The 18027-nt window shown below is 46.8% G+C and carries 16 protein-coding genes and 1 riboswitch; of the genes, 12 read left to right on the top strand and 4 right to left on the bottom strand.

Features of this window, described 5'->3' with window-relative positions; translation table 11 throughout:
* Positions 1 to 219: 219 nt before the first annotated feature.
* From malE to CTN_RS03725, 10 genes are all read left to right on the top strand, one after another.
* Positions 220 to 1398, top strand: coding sequence for a maltose/maltodextrin ABC transporter substrate-binding protein MalE (malE, locus tag CTN_RS03770; RefSeq protein WP_038067104.1), 1179 nt, complete (start codon positions 220 to 222; stop codon positions 1396 to 1398).
* Between the two features lie 103 nt (positions 1399 to 1501).
* The gene (locus tag CTN_RS03765; protein ID WP_422095805.1) at positions 1502 to 3208 is read left to right on the top strand and encodes an ABC transporter permease subunit; all 1707 of its coding nucleotides are present in this window, start codon (positions 1502 to 1504) and stop codon (positions 3206 to 3208) included.
* Positions 3205 to 5706 carry an ABC transporter permease subunit gene (locus tag CTN_RS03760; protein WP_049750495.1) on the top strand — a complete coding sequence of 834 codons (2502 nt, stop codon included), beginning with the start codon at positions 3205 to 3207 and terminating at the stop codon, positions 5704 to 5706. Before CTN_RS03765 ends, CTN_RS03760 begins: the two co-directional genes overlap by 4 nt.
* On the top strand, positions 5703 to 7124 hold the full coding sequence (gene aglB, locus CTN_RS03755) for a cyclomaltodextrinase (RefSeq protein WP_038067101.1): 1422 nt from the start codon (positions 5703 to 5705) through the stop codon (positions 7122 to 7124). Before CTN_RS03760 ends, aglB begins: the two co-directional genes overlap by 4 nt.
* Positions 7125 to 7256: 132 nt before the next feature.
* Entirely contained in the window at positions 7257 to 8699 is a 1443-nt protein-coding gene (aglA, locus tag CTN_RS03750) for an alpha-glucosidase AglA (protein ID WP_015919254.1), read from the top strand.
* Between the two features lie 56 nt (positions 8700 to 8755).
* A riboswitch (FMN riboswitch) is annotated at positions 8756 to 8877 on the top strand.
* Between the two features lie 58 nt (positions 8878 to 8935).
* Complete coding sequence (gene ribD / locus CTN_RS03745; protein WP_015919253.1) at positions 8936 to 9982, top strand: bifunctional diaminohydroxyphosphoribosylaminopyrimidine deaminase/5-amino-6-(5-phosphoribosylamino)uracil reductase RibD; 1047 nt, start codon at positions 8936 to 8938, stop codon at positions 9980 to 9982.
* Positions 9967 to 10548 carry a riboflavin synthase gene (locus CTN_RS03740; RefSeq protein WP_015919252.1) on the top strand — a complete coding sequence of 194 codons (582 nt, stop codon included), beginning with the start codon at positions 9967 to 9969 and terminating at the stop codon, positions 10546 to 10548. The genes ribD and CTN_RS03740 overlap by 16 nt, the downstream gene beginning before the upstream one ends.
* Positions 10514 to 11680, top strand: coding sequence for a bifunctional 3,4-dihydroxy-2-butanone-4-phosphate synthase/GTP cyclohydrolase II (locus CTN_RS03735; RefSeq protein ID WP_038067097.1), 1167 nt, complete (start codon positions 10514 to 10516; stop codon positions 11678 to 11680). Before CTN_RS03740 ends, CTN_RS03735 begins: the two co-directional genes overlap by 35 nt.
* Positions 11677 to 12177: a 6,7-dimethyl-8-ribityllumazine synthase gene (ribH, locus tag CTN_RS03730; RefSeq protein WP_015919250.1), complete on the top strand. Its 501-nt coding sequence runs from the start codon at positions 11677 to 11679 to the stop codon at positions 12175 to 12177. Before CTN_RS03735 ends, ribH begins: the two co-directional genes overlap by 4 nt.
* Complete coding sequence (locus CTN_RS03725; RefSeq protein WP_015919249.1) at positions 12149 to 12958, top strand: glycosyltransferase; 810 nt, start codon at positions 12149 to 12151, stop codon at positions 12956 to 12958. The genes ribH and CTN_RS03725 overlap by 29 nt, the downstream gene beginning before the upstream one ends.
* 12 nt (positions 12959 to 12970) lie before the next feature.
* On the opposite strand, the gene hflC is transcribed toward CTN_RS03725, so the two are convergent.
* From hflC to guaA, 4 genes are read right to left on the bottom strand one after another with little or no spacing between them, the layout of a single operon-like run.
* Positions 12971 to 13822: a protease modulator HflC gene (hflC, locus tag CTN_RS03720; RefSeq protein ID WP_004082369.1), complete on the bottom strand. Its 852-nt coding sequence runs from the start codon at positions 13820 to 13822 to the stop codon at positions 12971 to 12973.
* Entirely contained in the window at positions 13819 to 14745 is a 927-nt protein-coding gene (hflK, locus tag CTN_RS03715; RefSeq protein ID WP_015919248.1) for an FtsH protease activity modulator HflK, read from the bottom strand. Before hflK ends, hflC begins: the two co-directional genes overlap by 4 nt.
* An 11-nt stretch (positions 14746 to 14756) precedes the next feature.
* Positions 14757 to 15380 (bottom strand): N-glycosylase/DNA lyase, encoded by a 624-nt coding sequence (locus CTN_RS03710; RefSeq protein WP_004082367.1) that lies wholly within the window; start codon positions 15378 to 15380, stop codon positions 14757 to 14759.
* A gap of 4 nt (positions 15381 to 15384) precedes the next feature.
* Positions 15385 to 16890 carry a glutamine-hydrolyzing GMP synthase gene (gene guaA, locus CTN_RS03705; protein ID WP_041437575.1) on the bottom strand — a complete coding sequence of 502 codons (1506 nt, stop codon included), beginning with the start codon at positions 16888 to 16890 and terminating at the stop codon, positions 15385 to 15387.
* Between the two features lie 100 nt (positions 16891 to 16990).
* Here guaA and CTN_RS03700 point away from each other — a divergent pair, with 100 nt between their 5' ends.
* The gene (locus CTN_RS03700; protein ID WP_038067096.1) at positions 16991 to 17506 is read left to right on the top strand and encodes a chromate transporter; all 516 of its coding nucleotides are present in this window, start codon (positions 16991 to 16993) and stop codon (positions 17504 to 17506) included.
* A 3-nt stretch (positions 17507 to 17509) separates the two neighbouring features.
* Positions 17510 to 18010, top strand: a complete 501-nt coding sequence (locus CTN_RS03695; RefSeq protein ID WP_015919245.1) for a chromate transporter — start codon at positions 17510 to 17512, stop codon at positions 18008 to 18010.
* Positions 18011 to 18027: the final 17 nt, after the last annotated feature.

Here is an 18027-nt window from a genome sequence, read left to right as displayed (position 1 = left end):
TTATATTAACTCTGAATTCACATCGTGTCAAGAGGGTTAACAAAAATTTGGCCGTTCTATCGAAAACCATGATACATTGCGTATTCGGAGAGACTCATCCTTATTAAGTACGGATTGACACAAATTGACACAATAAAAAATTGGTGTTAAAATCCTGGGTGGAACGTTGTATGAATTTCGTGATGGTGAAACTTTTATTAACAAAAGGAGGTGCGTACGGTGAAGAGGCTCTTTGTTCTGATGCTGGTTCTGGTGTCCGTTTTGATGTTAGCGCAGGTTAAACTCACCATCTGGTGCTCCGAAAAGCAAGTTGACATCCTTCAGAAACTCGGAGAAGAGTTCAAGGCAAAATACGGGGTTCCTGTCGAAGTTCAGTACGTTGATTTCGGTAGCATCAAGTCCAAGTTCCTGACCGCCGCTCCACAGGGACAGGGTGCAGACATCATCGTCGGTGCACACGACTGGGTTGGAGAACTCGCCGTCAACGGTTTGATAGAACCCATACCGAATTTTGCCGATCTGAAAAACTTCTACGAAACAGCCCTCAATGCCTTCTCCTACGGTGGAAAACTCTACGGTGTTCCCTATGCCATGGAAGCAGTTGCACTCATTTACAACAAAGACTACGTTCCCGAACCTCCTAAAACCATGGAGGAACTCATCTCACTTGCAAAGCAGATCGATGAGGAATACGGAGGAGAGGTCAGAGGCTTCATCTACGATGTTGCTAATTTCTACTTCTCCGCTCCGTTCATTTTGGGTTACGGTGGGTACGTGTTTAAACAGACAGGTGAAGGTCTGGATGTAACAGACATCGGTCTTGCGAACGAGGGAGCTATAAAGGGTGCCAGACTCATAAAGAGGATGATAGACGAAGGAATTCTCACACCGGGTGATAACTACGGAACGATGGATTCCATGTTCAAAGAAGGTCTCGCTGCCATGATCATCAACGGTCCATGGGCAACAAAAGCTTACAAAGATGCCGGAATCAACTACGCAGTTGCCCCCATACCAGAACTTGAGCCGGGTGTTCCTGCAAAACCGTTCGTCGGTGTTCAGGGATTCATGATCAACGCAAAATCCCCGAACAAACTGATCGCAATCGAATTTCTCACGAGCTTCATTGCAAAGAAAGACACCATGTACAAACTCTACCTTGCAGATCCTAGACTTCCTGCAAGAAAAGACGTTCTTGAACTTGTAAAAGACAATCCCGACGTAGTTGCGTTCACAGAGAGCGCATCCATGGGAGTGCCAATGCCAAATGTTCCGGAGATGGCACCTGTTTGGTCTGCTATGGGAGATGCCCTCAGCATCATAATAAACGACCAGGCTTCCGTTGAAGATGCCCTAAAGGAAGCAGTCGAGAAGATCAGAGCACAGATCGAAAAATAAGATGTCAACTCACAAGCAGTATAAAGAGGGGGATGCTCCCCCTCTTTTAAAAATCCAGGGAGGTCTGAGTGCTGTGAAAAGCATTCTAAGAGTTTTTCTGATAATGCTTCTTGCACTCTTCAATGCCGGAATCGTATGGGCCGGTGTTTTTCTTTTTCAGAATGCTTATTATGAACTGGGGATCGTCCTTCTGACTCTTCTTGTTCTCATAGACTTTTTTGTGTTCAACCCCAAAGCCTATCCTTACAGATACACCATCCCTGCTCTCATTCTGCTTTTCGTTCTTGTACTGTATCCGATATACTTCACCGTGAAGATTGCGTTTACAAATTACGGAACGGGTCACCTGATGACAAGACAAGAAGCGATAGAAAGGATCCTCTTCGATCCAAACTTCACCTACGTACCAGAAGATTCAACCCCTGTTAATTACATGGTTTTCAGTGTCTACGAAGGGTTGAAACCAACAGAGGATTTCCTGATCTTGTTCGAAGACGGTGGAAGGATATTCCTCGCTGAAAAGCCCGTTGTAACCAAAAAGAGTGGAAATGAAGTTCTTCTGAGGGAATCTTCACTCTTTTCAGTCAAGGAAGGAACAGTTCAACTGGACGGTACCACTTACGAATTTGTTCCCTGGCCCGTTTCCTCACTGGAAGATGTGGACGCGATCACCTCGAACGGGAAAGTTTACAAACCCCTCTACTCTCCAGATGATCCTTCTTTGAAGAAAAACGAACCGTTTTTCAAGGTGAACATCGCTCAAAAACATCTGAACAGAGCAGAATTCTGGTACGACGATCAGATGCTGATGTTGAGGATAAGCGAAAGCGGGAAATGGTATTTTTACCCGGTGAAAAGACTCTATTCGCTCTCTCTGGAAGAATCCTTTGAAAACGGAAAGATCGTTACAAAACTGGTGGTGAAAAACAACCTCACAGGAAGAAAACTTGCTGAGAAAGACGGTGCTTTCTACGATTACGACAGAAACGGAAAAGAAATATTTGTTGTCGGATACATGGATTACATTGGCTTCAAAAACTTCTCCAGAATATTCACTGATCCGAAGATTTCAGGTCCTTTCTTCAAAGTGTTCACCTGGACCTTCACCTGGGCCGCTTTGAGCGTTCTTTTCACATTTGCCATTGGACTTTCCCTGGCTCTGGTTTTGAACGACAGAAGCCTTCGTGGAAGGAACATCTACAGAACATTGCTCATCATTCCCTGGGCCGTTCCAGCGTTCATCTCCGTTCTGGTCTGGAGGAATGGTATGTTCAACGAGACTTACGGAATATTGAACAGATTTGTTCTTCCACTTCTTGGTCTGGAACCTGTAAAGTGGTTCAACGATCCCTTCTGGGCAAAGGTTGCCGTTCTCACTGTAAACACATGGCTTGGTTTCCCATACATGATGGCCGTCTCTCTTGGAGCACTTCAGAGCATACCGGAAGAGTTGTACGAAGCAGCGTCGATAGATGGTGCTGGAAGATGGAGAAGGTTCTGGACCATCACCTTCCCTCTTTTGATGACAACGGTGGCACCCCTGCTTGTTGGAAGTTTTGCCTTCAACTTTAACAACTTTGTGAACATATACCTTCTCACCGGCGGTGGTCCTGCGATGGCAGGTGCCACAACACCTGTTGGACACACGGATATTCTCATCTCTTACGTTTATAAACTGGCGTTTGAAGGTGGAAGGGGTCAGGACTTTGGATTCGCAAGTGCCATATCCATCATTATCTTCTTCCTGGTCGGTGGTATCAGCTTTGTGAACTTCAAACTCTCCGGAGCCTTTGAAGAGGTGAGCGAGTGATGGTGAGAAAAAGAAACAGACTATTGACACACATCCTTTTGATCATTCTGGTGATAGTTGTTCTCTTTCCGATAGTCTGGGTGGTGTCCACTTCTTTCAGAAGGGACGAAGCGGCCTTTTCACCAAAACTCTTCTCCTCCCGCCTCACACTGCAACACTACAAGGACCTTGTGGCACCGGAGAAGAACCTTCCTGTTCTGATCCAGGAGATGCAGAGTCTTGTCTCACGTGTTGAACCTTTCAAAGATGTGACAAGAGAAAAAGCCGAAAAACTCATCGAAGATCGCATCAGCAGGTTCGATGGATACCTGAATGAAACCAGGAAACTTCTGGAGGATTCCTATAGAAGGTACACAAAGACAGAAGAGACCTTTTCAGAGAGAGTAGAAGAAGTGAAGGCTCATACAGAGAGTGTTCTGGAAAAGATAGAAAACGCTGTAAAGAAAGAACTGGAGAAGACACCTGTTCCCCAACCTCAGGAACTTGCGATTGCTCTGTACGAGAAACTGAAAGGAAAAAATTTAAAAAGTTCAGAATTTTCTGCTCTGAAAGATGAACTCGAAAGACTGGTCGGCTATTCCGTGAACACACAGGACGACCTCAAAAATGCCCTTTCTGATATGGAGTTGATCTATCAAAAAGAAATTGGATCTGTAAGGGAAAATATCGAAAAGCTCCAGAGCGAAATCTCTTCTGTTCAGGAAAAGATCTCTCAACTTGAAAAGCAAAAAGCAGTCATCGAAGAAGAGATCCTGGACAAACAGAAAGTTCTTGAGATCTTGAAACCAGACATTGATTTTGCGACCGAGATACTGGCCGACCTTTCAGAAATGCTTAGAAGCATCAGCAAAAGCCAGATCGAAACAATGTTCACCCCCGACGATAGCGCTGTGAAAGATTCCATCGAGAAAGCGATCTCTGAACTGTCCATTTTGCACGAAAAGATATCCTCCTTCTCTGACCTGAAAGACCTTGCCGGCAGTGTAGCAAAAATGAAAGAGTCACTTCTGGAGATGAAGGAACTCCTTCTTCAGGATGGTAACATAACGAAGAAGTCTCTCTACAGGAACTTTCTACAGTCGTTCGAGGAAGTTATACCAACTGTTGATGGAGTTCTGAAGCAGATGAGTGAAAACATCGATTCGTTCATTCAGAAGGCGAAAGAATTGAAAGATCTGCAGAACGAACTGGCTTTCCTGAATTCCAGGCTGGAAGGCCTAAAGAAGAGTCTGACAACACTCACAAACACCGCTTCTCAGAAAGAAAGCAGAATATCCCTGGCAAAAAGGTATGTGGACCTGAGGGTGTTCTCCTACGAAATAGAAAACAGAAAGAGGGTCGTTGAAGATATAAAATCTTTCAACAGTGCAACCCAGATAAAGCTGCTGTCTATATACAGAACTTCAAAAAATTTTGTAAGTCTATACATTTCCCAATACGGAAACGACAGTTTTATTCAGACGATAAGAAAAATGGTATCGGAACTTTCCTGGATAGAGGATTACAGAGAGTTCAGCAGAAGAATGGAAACGGGTTACAAAAACGCTCTGGACATCCTTGAAAACTCCAGAAAGGTGCTTTACGATTTCAAAGGAAGTTATCCAAACCTTCTTGATCTTTCGTACAGAGGGGTTTTTGTCTCGTCTGAACACCTTCAGATGCTCTACGATCTGGTGAAGATGAACTTCGTTCAGGAAGTTCTCACCAACACCGCCGTTGCTTCAAGAAAGGCAGGATCCCTCATGGACAGTGTCCCCTTGAAGGAACTCAGAAGTGACTTCAAAAAGATTGACGGAGACCTTTACAGAGTAGCGCAAATCTGGGAACAGAAGACAAGACACTACTTCCTCAGATGGGTTGCAAACTCCGTCGTCGTCGCAGGACTTGTTTCTATAATCACAACGGCTGTCTGTGCGCTCGCAGCGTATCCGTTCAGCAGGATGAGGTTCTGGGGAAGACAGTACGGAATCATGGCACTCCTTTTGATACAGATGTTCCCGGCCATCATGTACATGGTCGCTATATACGGACTTCTGAAACTCATCGGGCAGTTCTTACCCTTTTTGGGACTCGATTCCCTGGGTGGTTTGATATTCGCTTACCTTGGTAACATAGCGTACAACATGTATCTCATAAAAGGTTTCTACGACACGATACCCTCGTCTCTGGAAGAAGCCGCCATGATAGACGGTGCCACACGCTTTCAGACGTTTTACAAGATAGTCGTCCCACTTGCACTCCCCATTCTATCCGTTATCGTGATATTGACCTTCATAGGGACGTTCAACGAATTCGTCCTTGCAAGAATCATCCTGCAGGATGTTAAGAATTACACTTATGCCCTTGGCCTCTGGACGTTCTCAACGGGAGCATATGAAACAGAATGGGGGCTCTTCACGGCAGCTGCTCTTCTCGGTATGACACCGATGGTGATTCTGTTCCTGTCACTTCAGAAATACATAGTCGGTGGACTCACGAAAGGATCGGTGAAAGGATGATGTATCCCATACCAAGTTGGGTATACGACAGTGTTGTGTACCAGATATTCCCGGACAGGTTTTTCATCGGCAAAGGAAAGACCGTCGAGGACAAAAAAGATCTTTATCTGAAACGAGGGGGAACCATCGAAAAATGGGGGGTTCCTCCTCGAAAACTTCCCGGTGCTCAGCACGTGAAGGTCTTCTACGGAGGAGATCTATGGGGAATAGCAGAGAAGATCGATTACTTAGAAGAACTCGGAGTTAACGCAGTTTACCTCACTCCTATCTTTCTTTCCGATACAAATCACAAATACGATACGATAGATTATTTCAAGATCGATCCACAGTTCGGAGGAAAACGAGCCTTTGTACACCTTCTGAAAGTTCTTCACAGCAGGAACATCAAACTCATTCTGGACGGTGTGTTCAACCACGTTGGAAGTCAGCATCCCTGGTTCAAAAAGGCAAGGAAGAAAGATCCTGAATACGTGAACCGTTTCTTTCTTTACAGAGACAGGCACAGATCTTGGTTCGACGTGGGAAGTTTGCCCGAACTGAACGTGGAAGTTGAAGAGGTGAGAGAATACATATTGAAAGTCGTTCAACACTACCTGGAAGTGGGTGTGGACGGCTGGAGGCTCGACTGTGGTCACGACCTTGGACCTCTGGTCAACCTGTGGATCAACATGAAAGTAAAGGAATTCTCTTCTGAAAAGTATCTTGTGAGCGAGATATGGACCTACCCGGCAGGATGGGAAATGGTCGATGGATTGATGAACTACAATTTCAGGAGCCTTGTTTTGAGCTATGTGAACGGAGAAACGGATTCTATAGGGACAGAACTCGAAAGGGCTTACAGAGAAACAAAGAACATCTTCGGGTGCTGGAACATGCTAGACAGCCACGATACTCCAAGGCTTGCAACGACGGTCCCAGTCAAAGATCTCAGAAAACTCGCTATAGTGCTTCAGTTCACATATCCGGGCGTTCCGCTCGTCTATTACGGAACAGAGATAGGCCTCACAGGTGGAGAAGATCCGGAGTGTCGAGCCACCATGGAATGGAACAGGGAAAAGTGGGACATGGAGTTGTTTGAGTTTTACAAGAAGATGATCAGGTTCAGGAGAACCGATCCTGGTTTGAGGTTTGGCGAGTTCATACTTTTGAAAGAAAAGCCACTTGCCTTCATGAGGAAAGCCCCGCATCCTCTTCAAGACACGATCGTTGTGGTGAATCCTGAAGAGGAAAAAAACGTTGTTCTCTCCCTTCCGGATGGAAAGATCATGAACGCAACTCCTCTTTTCGACATCTTCACCGGTGAGAAGTTCCATGTGGATGGAGGAGTCGTGAAGGTGCCCGTTGGAAGAAGATCGTTCAGGATCTTAAAGCCGATCGACCTCAGAGTTGGAAGGTACAGATTGTACAAGAGAGTGTGAAAAAATTCTGGTCTTTAACAGCCGGCGAAAGCCGGCTTTTGTTTTTTCTTGACGAAGTACATAAATTTTCGAAAAGATTTCGCACAGGTTGTATAGTGTGATTGGGAAATCAAAGAATGGGGAGGTAGTGGTATGCCAGCTGTGAAGATCGGTATCATCGGAGCAGGAAGTGCCGTTTTCTCACTGAGGCTCGTGAGCGACCTTTGCAAAACTCCCGGTCTTTCCGGAAGTACCGTTACCCTCATGGACATCGACGAAGAAAGGCTAGATGCGGTTCTGACCATAGCAAAAAAGTACGTTGAAGAAGTGGGAGCCGACCTGAAGTTTGAAAAGACAACAAGCGTAGACGAAGCCATCGCTGATGCGGATTTTGTGATAAACACAGCGATGGTGGGTGGCCACACCTATCTTGAAAAGGTCAGAAGGATCAGCGAAAAGTACGGATACTACAGAGGAATAGACGCGCAGGAGTTCAACATGGTCTCCGACTACTACACGTTTTCAAACTACAACCAGCTCAAGTACTTCGTGGATATCGCAAGGAAAATAGAGAGACTCTCTCCAAAGGCGTGGTATCTGCAGGCGGCAAATCCTGTCTTTGAAGGAACAACCCTTGTGACAAGAACGGTTCCCATAAAGGCAGTGGGATTCTGCCATGGACACTACGGCGTGATGGAGATCGTAGAGAAACTGGGGCTGGAAGAAAACAGGGTAGACTGGCAGGTTGCCGGTGTGAACCACGGAATATGGTTGAACAGGTTCAGATACAACGGCGAGGATGCGTACCCACTTCTAGATAGATGGATCAGTGAAAAATCGAAAGACTGGAAACCAGAGAACCCCTTCAACGACCAGCTCTCTCCCGCTGCGATAGACATGTACAGATTCTACGGTGTGATGCCCATCGGTGACACCGTGAGAAACTCTTCGTGGAGGTACCACAGGGATCTTGAGACCAAGAAGAAATGGTACGGTGAACCCTGGGGAGGAGCAGATTCTGAAATAGGCTGGAAATGGTACCAGGACACACTTGGAAAGGTAACGGAGATCACAAAGAAGGTGGCAAAGTTCATCAAAGAAAATCCGTCCGCGAGGCTCTCCGACCTTGGAAGTGTTCTTGGAAAGGATCTTTCGGAAAAACAGTTCGTCCTTGAAGTGGAAAAGATTCTCGATCCTGAAAAAAAGAGCGGTGAACAGCACATTCCTTTCATCGATGCCCTGCTCAACGACAACAGAAGTAGATTTGTGATAAACATTCCAAACAAAGGTATCATACAGGGTATCGACGACGATGTGGTTGTTGAAGTTCCAGCAGTTGTGGACAGGGACGGTATCCATCCAGAAAAGATCGCCCCACCACTTCCAGAACGTGTGGTGAAGTATTATCTGAGACCGAGGATCATGAGAATGGAGATGGCACTCGAAGCGTTCCTCACGGGTGATATAAGGATCATAAAAGAAGTTCTCTACAGAGACCCAAGGACAAAGAGTGACGAACAGGTAGAGAAGGTGATAGAAGAAATCCTTTCTCTTCCAGAAAACGAAGAGATGAGAAAGAATTATCTGAAAAAATAAGTTCATCTTCCAGAAAAGAGAAACCGATACAATGGAAGAAACTGAATAGTTTCGAAGATCGCTCTCGGGGCAGGGTGGAATTCCCGACCGGCGGTGAAAGCCCGCGAGCCCCCTTCTGGGGGTTGACCCGGTGGAATTCCGGGGCCGACGGTGAAAGTCCGGATGGGAGAGAGCGAAGAGTGTAGACCATCAGGGACCCGAGAGGGTCCCTTTTCTCTTTAAAAAGGGGTGAAAATGTGTACGAAAGGTTCATGAAAAGAGCAATAGAACTTGCAAAGAAAGGGCTTGGAAGAGTGAATCCCAATCCTCCCGTCGGTGCCGTTGTAGTGAAGGAAGGAAGGATCATATCGGAAGGGTTTCATCCCTATTTTGGTGGGCCACACGCCGAACGGGTGGCGATAGAAAGCGCGAAAAGGAAAGGGGAAGATCTAACTGGAACCACCCTTGTGGTCACCCTTGAGCCCTGTGATCATCATGGGAAAACCCCTCCGTGCACAGACTTGATCATCGAAAGCGGGATAAAAAAAGTAGTAATCGGAATGAGAGATCCCAACCCTGTTTCAGGAAGTGGTGTGGAAAAACTCAAAAAACACGGAATAGAAGTGGTCGAAGGAGTGCTGGAAGAAGAGGTGAAAAAACTCTGCGAGTTTTTCATCACGTACGTAACAGAAAACAGGCCTTTCATCGCTTTGAAATACGCTTCAACTCTTGACGGAAAGATAGCCGACGCTGAAGGCAACTCCAAATGGATCACACAGGACCTGAGACACAAAGCCCATGAGATGAGAAACGTGTATTCTGCCGTTCTTGTCGGTGCCAGAACCGTTCTGAAAGATGATCCCAGACTGACCTGCAGACTGAAAGGTGGAAGAAATCCCACAAGGGTAATCCTCGATCGCAGGGGGATTTTGAGCGGAGGAAGTTACAGAGTATTTGAAGACAACGCTCGAGTGATCGTTTTCACAGAAAACAAAGAAGCAAAATATCCGGTCCATGTGGAAAAAGTGCTGAATGATTGCTCTGTGGGTGGTATCCTGAAAGTCCTCTACGAGAAAGGTGTGGACTCTGTTCTTGTGGAGGGAGGTTCTGAGGTGCTCGGAGAGTTTCTCGAATACGCAGATGTAGTTTTTGCATTTTACTCTACGAAGGTATTCGGAGAAGGTTTGGATGTTTTTTCTGGCTACAGATCCTCCGTGAGTGATCCACCAAGGTTCAGAATAGTGCGATCAGAGCACACCGACACAGAACTTTTCCTGGAGATGAGACCGTGTTCACGGGGATAATCCAGAGGGTAGAAGAGGGTGTGTTCAGGGAAGGGAGATTATTTTTCAAAAGAACGTGGGAAGTTGAGGTGGGAGAAAGCGTGGCCGTGAACGGAGTGTGTTTGACTGTTTCTGGAGTCTCAGAGAACGAGTACTGGTTCGATGTGGGAGAAGAAACAAAAAGAAGGACGAATCTTTCTGTGTCTCGATTCTACAACCTCGAGAAGGCATTAACTTTTGGAAGCAGTGTGAGTGGTCATCTGGTTACAGGGCACGTAGACGGTGTAGTACGGTTTGTTGGCTCAGAAAGGCGGGGCGGCAGTGTTTTCATGTTCTTTTCCATGCCAGAAGAAAGGTGGGCTGTGGTTCCCAGAGGTTCCATTGCACTGAACGGAGTGAGTCTCACCGTTGTTGAAACGTCTCTGGATACCTTCAGCGTCCAGGTGATTCCACACACCTTTCATAACACGAATCTTCGGTTTCTGATTCCGGGAGATCCTGTCAACTACGAAATAGACATCATCGCACGTTATCTGAAGGGAGTGATAGAGAGTGGAAAGTCTGAGAGAATTCTTCGAGAGTGGTAAACCCGCCGTTCTTGTTGACAGAAAGAGAGAAAACGAAGCGGATTTTGTCTTTCCGGCCCAACTGATCACAGAAGAGGTTGCAAATTTCTTCGTCACCCACGGAAAAGGGCTTTTCTGTGTAGCAGCCGACGAAGAAGACCTTCTAAGAAGGGGCTTTGTAAAGCTTTCCTCCAACTACCAAGCCAACTACTTCTTGCCAGTGGACTGGGGAAGTGGAACGGGAATTTCCGCATCCGAAAGGGCAGAAACGTGCAGGAAGGTAGCAGAAGGAAAGTTCTTCCACGAGTTCAGATACCCGGGGCATGTTGCAGTACTCGGAGGCGTGGGGTTTCAGCGGCGCCAGGGACACACGGAGGCATCTTTAGAAATTGTACAACTGGCAGGATACAACCGGTATGCGGTGATAATTGAGATCCTGAGCGATCGAGGAGATTCCCATGATCTGGATTTTGTCTTTCGCCTCGCAGAAAAATTCTCACTTCCTGTTCTGGAAATGGAAGAGGTCTGGCAGGAATTCATAAGGAAAAAACAGCTCATAACGAAGAAGGCAGAAGCCAACCTTCCAACGGATTTTGGTGTCTTTAAAATCGTCTCCTTTGAGAATCATCTTGACAACAAAGAACATTTTGCCGTCGTCAAAGAACCCTTTGGAGAAGTAGTTCCGGTGCGAATTCACTCAGAGTGTGTAACAGGAGACGTTCTTTCATCTTTGAAGTGTGACTGTGGTTCACAACTTGCGAATTTTCTCAGATACATGTCAGCTCACGGAGGTATCCTGATCTATTTGAGACAGGAAGGGAGAGGAATCGGCCTTTCGAACAAAATTGCAGCCTATTCTCTTCAGGACAAAGGTTTGGACACGGTGGAGGCAAACAGAGTTCTTGGTTTTTCTGAAGACGAAAGAGATTACGCACCGGCAGCGCAGATCTTGAAAGCCCTTGGCATCGAAAGGGTTCTTCTCTTCACCAACAACCAAAGAAAGACGGTTGGTCTTGAAAAATACGGGATCGAAGTTGTCGAAACGAAGAGACTGTACGGAAGAGTAACACCTCACAACAGGTTCTATCTTTCGACAAAAATGAAAAAGCTCGGACACGAACTCGAAGAAATCTTCAGGGAGGTGAATTCATGAAGGTTGTTCAGGGAGACTACAGAGGAGAAGGTTTGAAGATAGCCGTAGTCGTTCCTAGGTTCAACGACCTTGTCACTTCGAAACTCCTCGAGGGAGCGCTCGACGGGCTGAAAAGACACGGTGTCTCAGACGAGAACATAACGGTTGTGAGAATTCCGGGAAGTATGGAAGCGATATACACGCTCAAGAGACTCCTCGATCTCGGTGTGCATGATGCTATAATCGTTCTCGGTGCTGTGATAAGGGGAGAGACGTACCACTTCAACGTGGTGGCGAACGAGATAGGCAAAGCGGTGGCTCAGTTCAATATGAATTCGGATGTTCCAATCGTGTTCGGTGTTCTCACCACCGATACCCTGGAGCAGGCACTCAACAGGGCAGGAGCAAAAAGTGGAAACAAGGGCTTTGAAGCAGCCATGGTGGCGATAGAGATGGCAAATCTCAGAAAGAAACTCAGGAGGGATTTTCTTGAACCTCATAGCAACAGCAGGCAATGAAAAGATACAGGATTTCCTTGTGAACGACTGGTACAGATCTCTGAAGGAAAATGTGGATCTGAGCAAAACGGACGTTCTCGTCATAAACTACGGTCTCACAGGACTTCCTAAAGAGGTTATCAACTTTCCGGCTGTGGAGCGTTCTGGACTCATAAACAACACGCGTTTCATCAATCTTGCCATTTTTCTTGAGAATCATCCTGAGTACGATCAGATCCTGTTTTGTGATGGCGGAGACATCATCTTCCAGAGTGACATCTCGCACCTATTCGAGGAACACAGAGATGCTTTTCGAGCGGTTGTGGAGCAGTTGAGTCCACCCATTGATCTCGTGGTGAAGGAAGAAGACCTTGTGAATGGAAAGGAGATAAAGTCTTTTCTTTCAAACAAAAAGCTCTTCAACGTGGGTGTGATAATAGCACCAAGGGAAGGTTTCCTCGAGCTCGCAAGAACAATGGAGAGACGTCTGAAAAACATAAACGTCTGGGGTGGAGATACTGTCATTGGAAACTACGTGATCTACAAGAACCCTCATGTGGAACTTCCTTCGAAGTACAACTTCATTCCTTCAACGGCCCGAGAAAAATTCTACGTGAAAGATTCGAAGTTCTATCTCGAAAATGGTGAGCTCATTCCCATCGTTCACAACGCTGGGAGGTACAGATTTCTCAGACCGGTGAAAGATTTCGGTTACGGCCCCGGAAAGAACAGGGTAAACAAGTTCAACATATGGATGTTCAGAATGCTCTTCAGCGTGAGTAACTTTCTGAAAATGAAGTGAGGGAACTCTCCCTTACTTCGTTTTGAGGTATTTCAGTGCATCGAGTTCGTCTCCAATTATGAGAATTCCTTTCTCGATGGATCTGTAAACCTCCATCGTTCTCCAGAATTCGTAGAAGTCCTTGTCTTTTGAAAACACCTCCGCGTAGATCTTCACCGCGCTTGCTTCTCCGGTTCCCTTGATTTGCTCTGCTTTGCTTTGAGCTTCCGCGATCAGAACCTTCGCTGTTTTGTCGGCTTCCGCACGTATCTTTCTTGCCTCTTTCTCACCTTCAGCCCTGATCTGTGCAGCGATGCTGTATCTTTCCGCTTTCATTCTTTCGTACACGGCCTTTTCGTTCTCAGCGGGGAGGTCGGCGTGCTTCACCCTCACATCGACCACTTCTATGCCGAAGTCCTTCAGATCTTCTCTTGAAAGAGCCGTGACTTCCCTCAAAAGGTCTTCTCTCTTCTCGGAGATGATCTCGTCGAAGTTCGCTTTTGCGAAGATGTTCCTCACGTGTGAGTAAACCACATCGTCGATTCTTGGAAGAGCGAGCTTCACGCTCTTCAGTGATTTTATGAACGCTTCCGCATCTTTTATCCTCCAGAGAACGTACGTGTCTATCACGAGCGTTTTCTTGTCGGCGGCTATGATCTTTTCTGGTTCTATATCGTAGAGGAGGATTCTTTTATCGAATCTCACCACATTATCAACGAACGGCTGCTTGAAGTGAAGCCCAGGTTCTGTTTCCACCGCGACGATCTTTCCGAACCTCAGAACCACCGCTTGCTGTGTCTGATCCAGGACGTAGAAAGAAGAGAAAAGAAGGATCGCACCCACCACGATCAGAATGATCAGAAGAGAAATCATCCAGATTTTCATTTTCCCATCCCCTTCAGAAGGTCGGAAATGTTGAGAATGTTCAGAGAATCACCGTTTCCCACGAAGAAAACCTTGTTTTCGGATTTTTCAAGCAAAGATTGGAGAGCGTCGAGGAGCATTCGTTTTCTCGTGATATCAGGAGCCTTTGAGTATTCTTCCAGCACCTCTTCGAATCTTTTCGCTTCGCCGAGTGCTTTCAGATAAACTTCCTGAGCGTAGGCCTCTGCCTGTCTCAGTATCTCTTGTGCCTGTCCCTGGGCTTTTGGAACAACGTCGTTGGCGTATTTTCTTGCCTCGTTTATGAGACGTTCTTTGTCCTGACGAGCGTTGTTCACATCGTCGAAGGCATCCACCACTGGATCCGGAGGAACTACTTCCTGAAGATAAACGTTCTCCACCTTCACACCGCAGTTGTAAGAGTCGAGAATCTGCTGGAGCATACGGGCTGTTTCAAAACCTATCTCGTCTCTTCCGGTGGTGAGGACATCATCGATGCTTCGCATGGCTACCTTTTCTCGAAGAACAGATTCTGTTGTGAACCTCACGATCGAATCCGCTTCCGTGATGTTGAAAGCGAATGCTACCGGGTCTTTGACCCTGTACTGCACCACCGCTTCGACACTCACGAGGTTGTTGTCACCGGTGATCATTATGGCTTCTTGAGGAACCGACTGGTAAGAGATCCTCTCCCCTCGTTGAATGCTTCTGAATCCTATTTCGATCTTTCTCACAGTTGTGACGTCGACGGTCACATGAGACTGAATCGGATACGGCAGGTGGTAGTGGATTCCTGAAGGAACGACCGAGGTGAATCTTCCAAAAGTCTTGAGGAGGGCGACTTCGGAGGGTCCTACCTGATACACACCGGTGAGAAAGTAGATTCCCAGCACGATGAAAACGACTATCCACACGTATTTTCGCACTCCATCACCTCCTATTTATCCACCTTCCCCTTCACAAGGTACCACAGGTAGAGATCGAACTTCCCGGGAGATTCTCCAAACGCTTCGGCGACTTTTCTGAGGATCTCTTCCACGTAGAGATATCTTTTCTTACTCCATCCTTTTGGTATCTCCTGAATCAGGCCGTGTCTTTTCATGAGTCTCAGAACGTGTTTATCCAAAATGGCGAGGTCTTCCACACCGGTGTTTCTGAGAAAGTGGCTCGCCTCTTTCCAGCCGATCCCCTTTGCGTTTCTTACTAGGAACTCTCTGGATTGAAAAGGATCACCCTTCACAAGGTTCTTCAACTTTCCCAGCAGTTTTCTGTTTTCTACTATGAACTCGGCTCTCTTTTGAGGATACCTGTGTCCAACCTCTCTCAGTTTTTCCGCGAGTTCCTCAAGGGGAAGATGCACAAAACCCTTTCCGATTTCTTTCTGCGCTCTAATTCCACCTTCCGCACTCCAGTTGGCTGTGAGAACACAGAAAGAGAGTTCACAGAAGAGATCCTCTTCTGTTCCTTCTTCGCCCAATCTTTTGAACTCTTCGAACCGCTGTTCAACGAGCGGTTTTGCTTCTTCTCGTATCCTTTCGAGTTCTTTCAGCAGTTCTTCCAAGTTCTCACTCCCACTCTATGGTTGCAGGCGGTTTTGAAGTTATATCGTAGACCACTCTGCCGACACCTTTCACTTCTCTTGTGATCCTTCTTGATGCCTCGTCCAGTATATCATGCGGAATTCTGGACCAGTCTGCGGTCATCCCCTCCACGCTGTTCACGGCTCGAAGCGCCACCACGTACTCATACGCCCTCGCGTCACCCTTCACGCCTACGCTTTTTATAGGAAGAAGAACCGCAAACGCCTGCCACACTTTATCGTAGTAGTCATGCTTTCTGAGAGTTTCTATGAATATGTAGTCCGCTTCTCTCAGGATTTCGAGCTTTTCTTCCGTGACCTCTCCCAGCACCCTCACGGCGAGTCCAGGGCCAGGGAACGGATGCCTGTTTATGATCCTGTCCGGTATGCCGAGATACTTTCCTACTTTTCTCACCTCGTCTTTGAAGAGGTCTCTGAGGGGTTCTACCAGTTTCAGGTTCATCTTCTCTGGAAGACCGCCCACGTTGTGGTGGCTCTTTATCTTCGCAGTCGTCTTTCCGGATGCGGCGCTTTCTATGACGTCTGAATAGATCGTTCCCTGAACAAGAAATTCCACATCGTGTTTTTTCGCTTCCTCTTCGAACACTCGTATGAATTCTTCTCCTATGATCTTCCTCTTCTTCTCCGGATCCGTGACTCCTCTGAGTTTTTCGAGAAATCTCTTCCTGGCATCCACAACAACCAGATTCATGTCGAAGTGTTCCTTGAAGACTCTCTCCACTTCTTCTCGCTCGTTCTTTCTGAGAAGGCCGTGGTCCACGAAGACACACACGAGGTTCTTTCCTATCGCTCTGTGCACGAGGACCGCTGCAACGGAAGAATCTACCCCTCCAGAAAGCGCGAGGATCGCTTTTTTGTTCCCTATGGTCTCTTTGATGTGTCTTATTTTCTCTTCCACGAGGTCTCCTATCTTCCAGTTTTTCTCAAGCTTACACACATTGAAGAGGAAGTTGGAAATCATACGATCACCGTACTCGGTGTGGTGCACTTCCGGGTGGAACTGGAGCAGCCAGAACCTTTTTCCATCTGTGGCAGCGGCGATCACACCCGTTTCGGACACAGCGATCGGGTGGAATCCCTCCGGGAGTTTCACCACCTCGTCACCGTGACTCATCCACACATGGATTCTGTCCGGGATCCCTTCAAAGAGAGGATCCTCTGAGAGTTCCACTAGGGTTCTTCCGTACTCTCCTCTTCCTCTCTTCACTTCTCCACCGAACTCTTTCACGATCAACTGCATTCCATAGCAGATGGCAAGAACAGGCCCTCTGTACTCGCGAAACCACTCTGGAAGTCCTGGAGCGCCTTCCTCATAGACACTCTTTGGACCGCCCGAGAGGACCACCGCGTCCACCTTGGAGAGATCCACAGGATCATCTGGAAAGACCACCTCGGAGTAAACCTCGTTTTCTCTGATTCTTCTTGTTATCAATCGAGAGTACTGTGACCCATAGTCCACCACAAGTACCAAATCCATCCCCTCCCGACTCTTTTGATTCTATTAAATCATATACAAATTTAACCCGAAGGAAATTTGCGTTGAACTAAAATCGAATCTGGAGGTGGGAAATTTGGTTGTAAGGCTTTTCTTTCTGTTCCTCAGAATATCCACCCTGACGATAGGTGGAGGATACGCGATGATTCCCGTGATGAAATGGGAACTGGAAAAATCCGGCCTTCTGACGGAGAAGGAGTTTTTCCGGATAGTCAGTACGGCACAGGTGATACCAGGTCCTATAGCCTTCAACACGGCCATTCTGGTTGGAAGAAAACTTTCGGGACTGCCCGGTGCGGTTGCATCCGGAGTGGCTGTTGTTCTACCACCGTTTTTTGCCATCGTTGCTGTAACAGAAATAATACGGTCTTTTTCAGGAGTAAGTTACGTTCGAAGTTTTCTGAGAGGGGCATACGTTGCCATCGTTGGGCTTGTGGGAAGTGTTCTTTTCAGACTTGTGAAGAATCAGCGCTGGGATCTGTACAGATTTTCCCTTGTGGGTATTTCTGCTCTTCTTCTGATTTTCCAGAGTTTTCTCGTTATACCGATGATCGTCTTGCTTGCCTTTTTACTCTACCTGAAGGAGGAATGAATCTTGTGGAATCTTGCGTTTGTCTTTCTTAAGGTGGGATTTCTTTCCTTTGGTGGCGGATGGGCAATTGTTGGTGTTTTGAAGGAAGAGCTTGTCTCTCGAGGATTTCTCACCCTTGAAGAATTTTCTCAGGCCATCTCAATCGCTCAAATGACACCAGGGCCTGTGGCGATAAACCTTGCCACCTACACGGGATACAAATTCTTCGGATTGACCGGAGCCGTGTTGAACACGCTCGCTTTCCTTGGAGCGCCGATTCTGGTGCTCTCTTTTGCCATTTTCCTTGGAAGATTTTTGAAACTTCAAAGGAAAAGGTTGATGAAAGCACTTGAGGGTGTCACCACCACCCTTATGATCGTCACGCTCTTTTCCCTGATGGGGAGTATCAGAAGTCCCATCATGATCATCTTCAGTGTGGTTGCCTTTCTGTGCTCCTTCACGAAGGTTCATCCCCTTGTAATCATATTCGGTTGTGGTCTTGTGGGGGCTCTTCTCAGGTTCTGATAAAATATTTCAAGAGA

This window comes from Thermotoga neapolitana DSM 4359 (genome assembly GCF_000018945.1).
GTDB classification, from domain to species: Bacteria; Thermotogota; Thermotogae; order Thermotogales; family Thermotogaceae; genus Thermotoga; species Thermotoga neapolitana.
Note: the sequence above shows the minus strand (reverse complement) of the source record. Positions and strands in the feature narration are given on the sequence as shown.

What these genes read in the sequence shown, in the direction of transcription:
- CTN_RS03765 (WP_422095805.1), top strand. Translation starts at nt 1,502, where the DNA reads ATGCTTCTTGCACTCTTCAATGCCGGAATCGTATGGGCCGGTGTTTTT.
- aglB (WP_038067101.1), top strand. Translation starts at nt 5,703, where the DNA reads ATGATGTATCCCATACCAAGTTGGGTATACGACAGTGTTGTGTACCAG.
- aglA (WP_015919254.1), top strand. Translation starts at nt 7,257, where the DNA reads ATGCCAGCTGTGAAGATCGGTATCATCGGAGCAGGAAGTGCCGTTTTC.
- ribH (WP_015919250.1), top strand. Translation starts at nt 11,677, where the DNA reads ATGAAGGTTGTTCAGGGAGACTACAGAGGAGAAGGTTTGAAGATAGCC.
- hflC (WP_004082369.1), bottom strand. Translation starts at nt 13,822, where the DNA reads ATGAAAATCTGGATGATTTCTCTTCTGATCATTCTGATCGTGGTGGGT.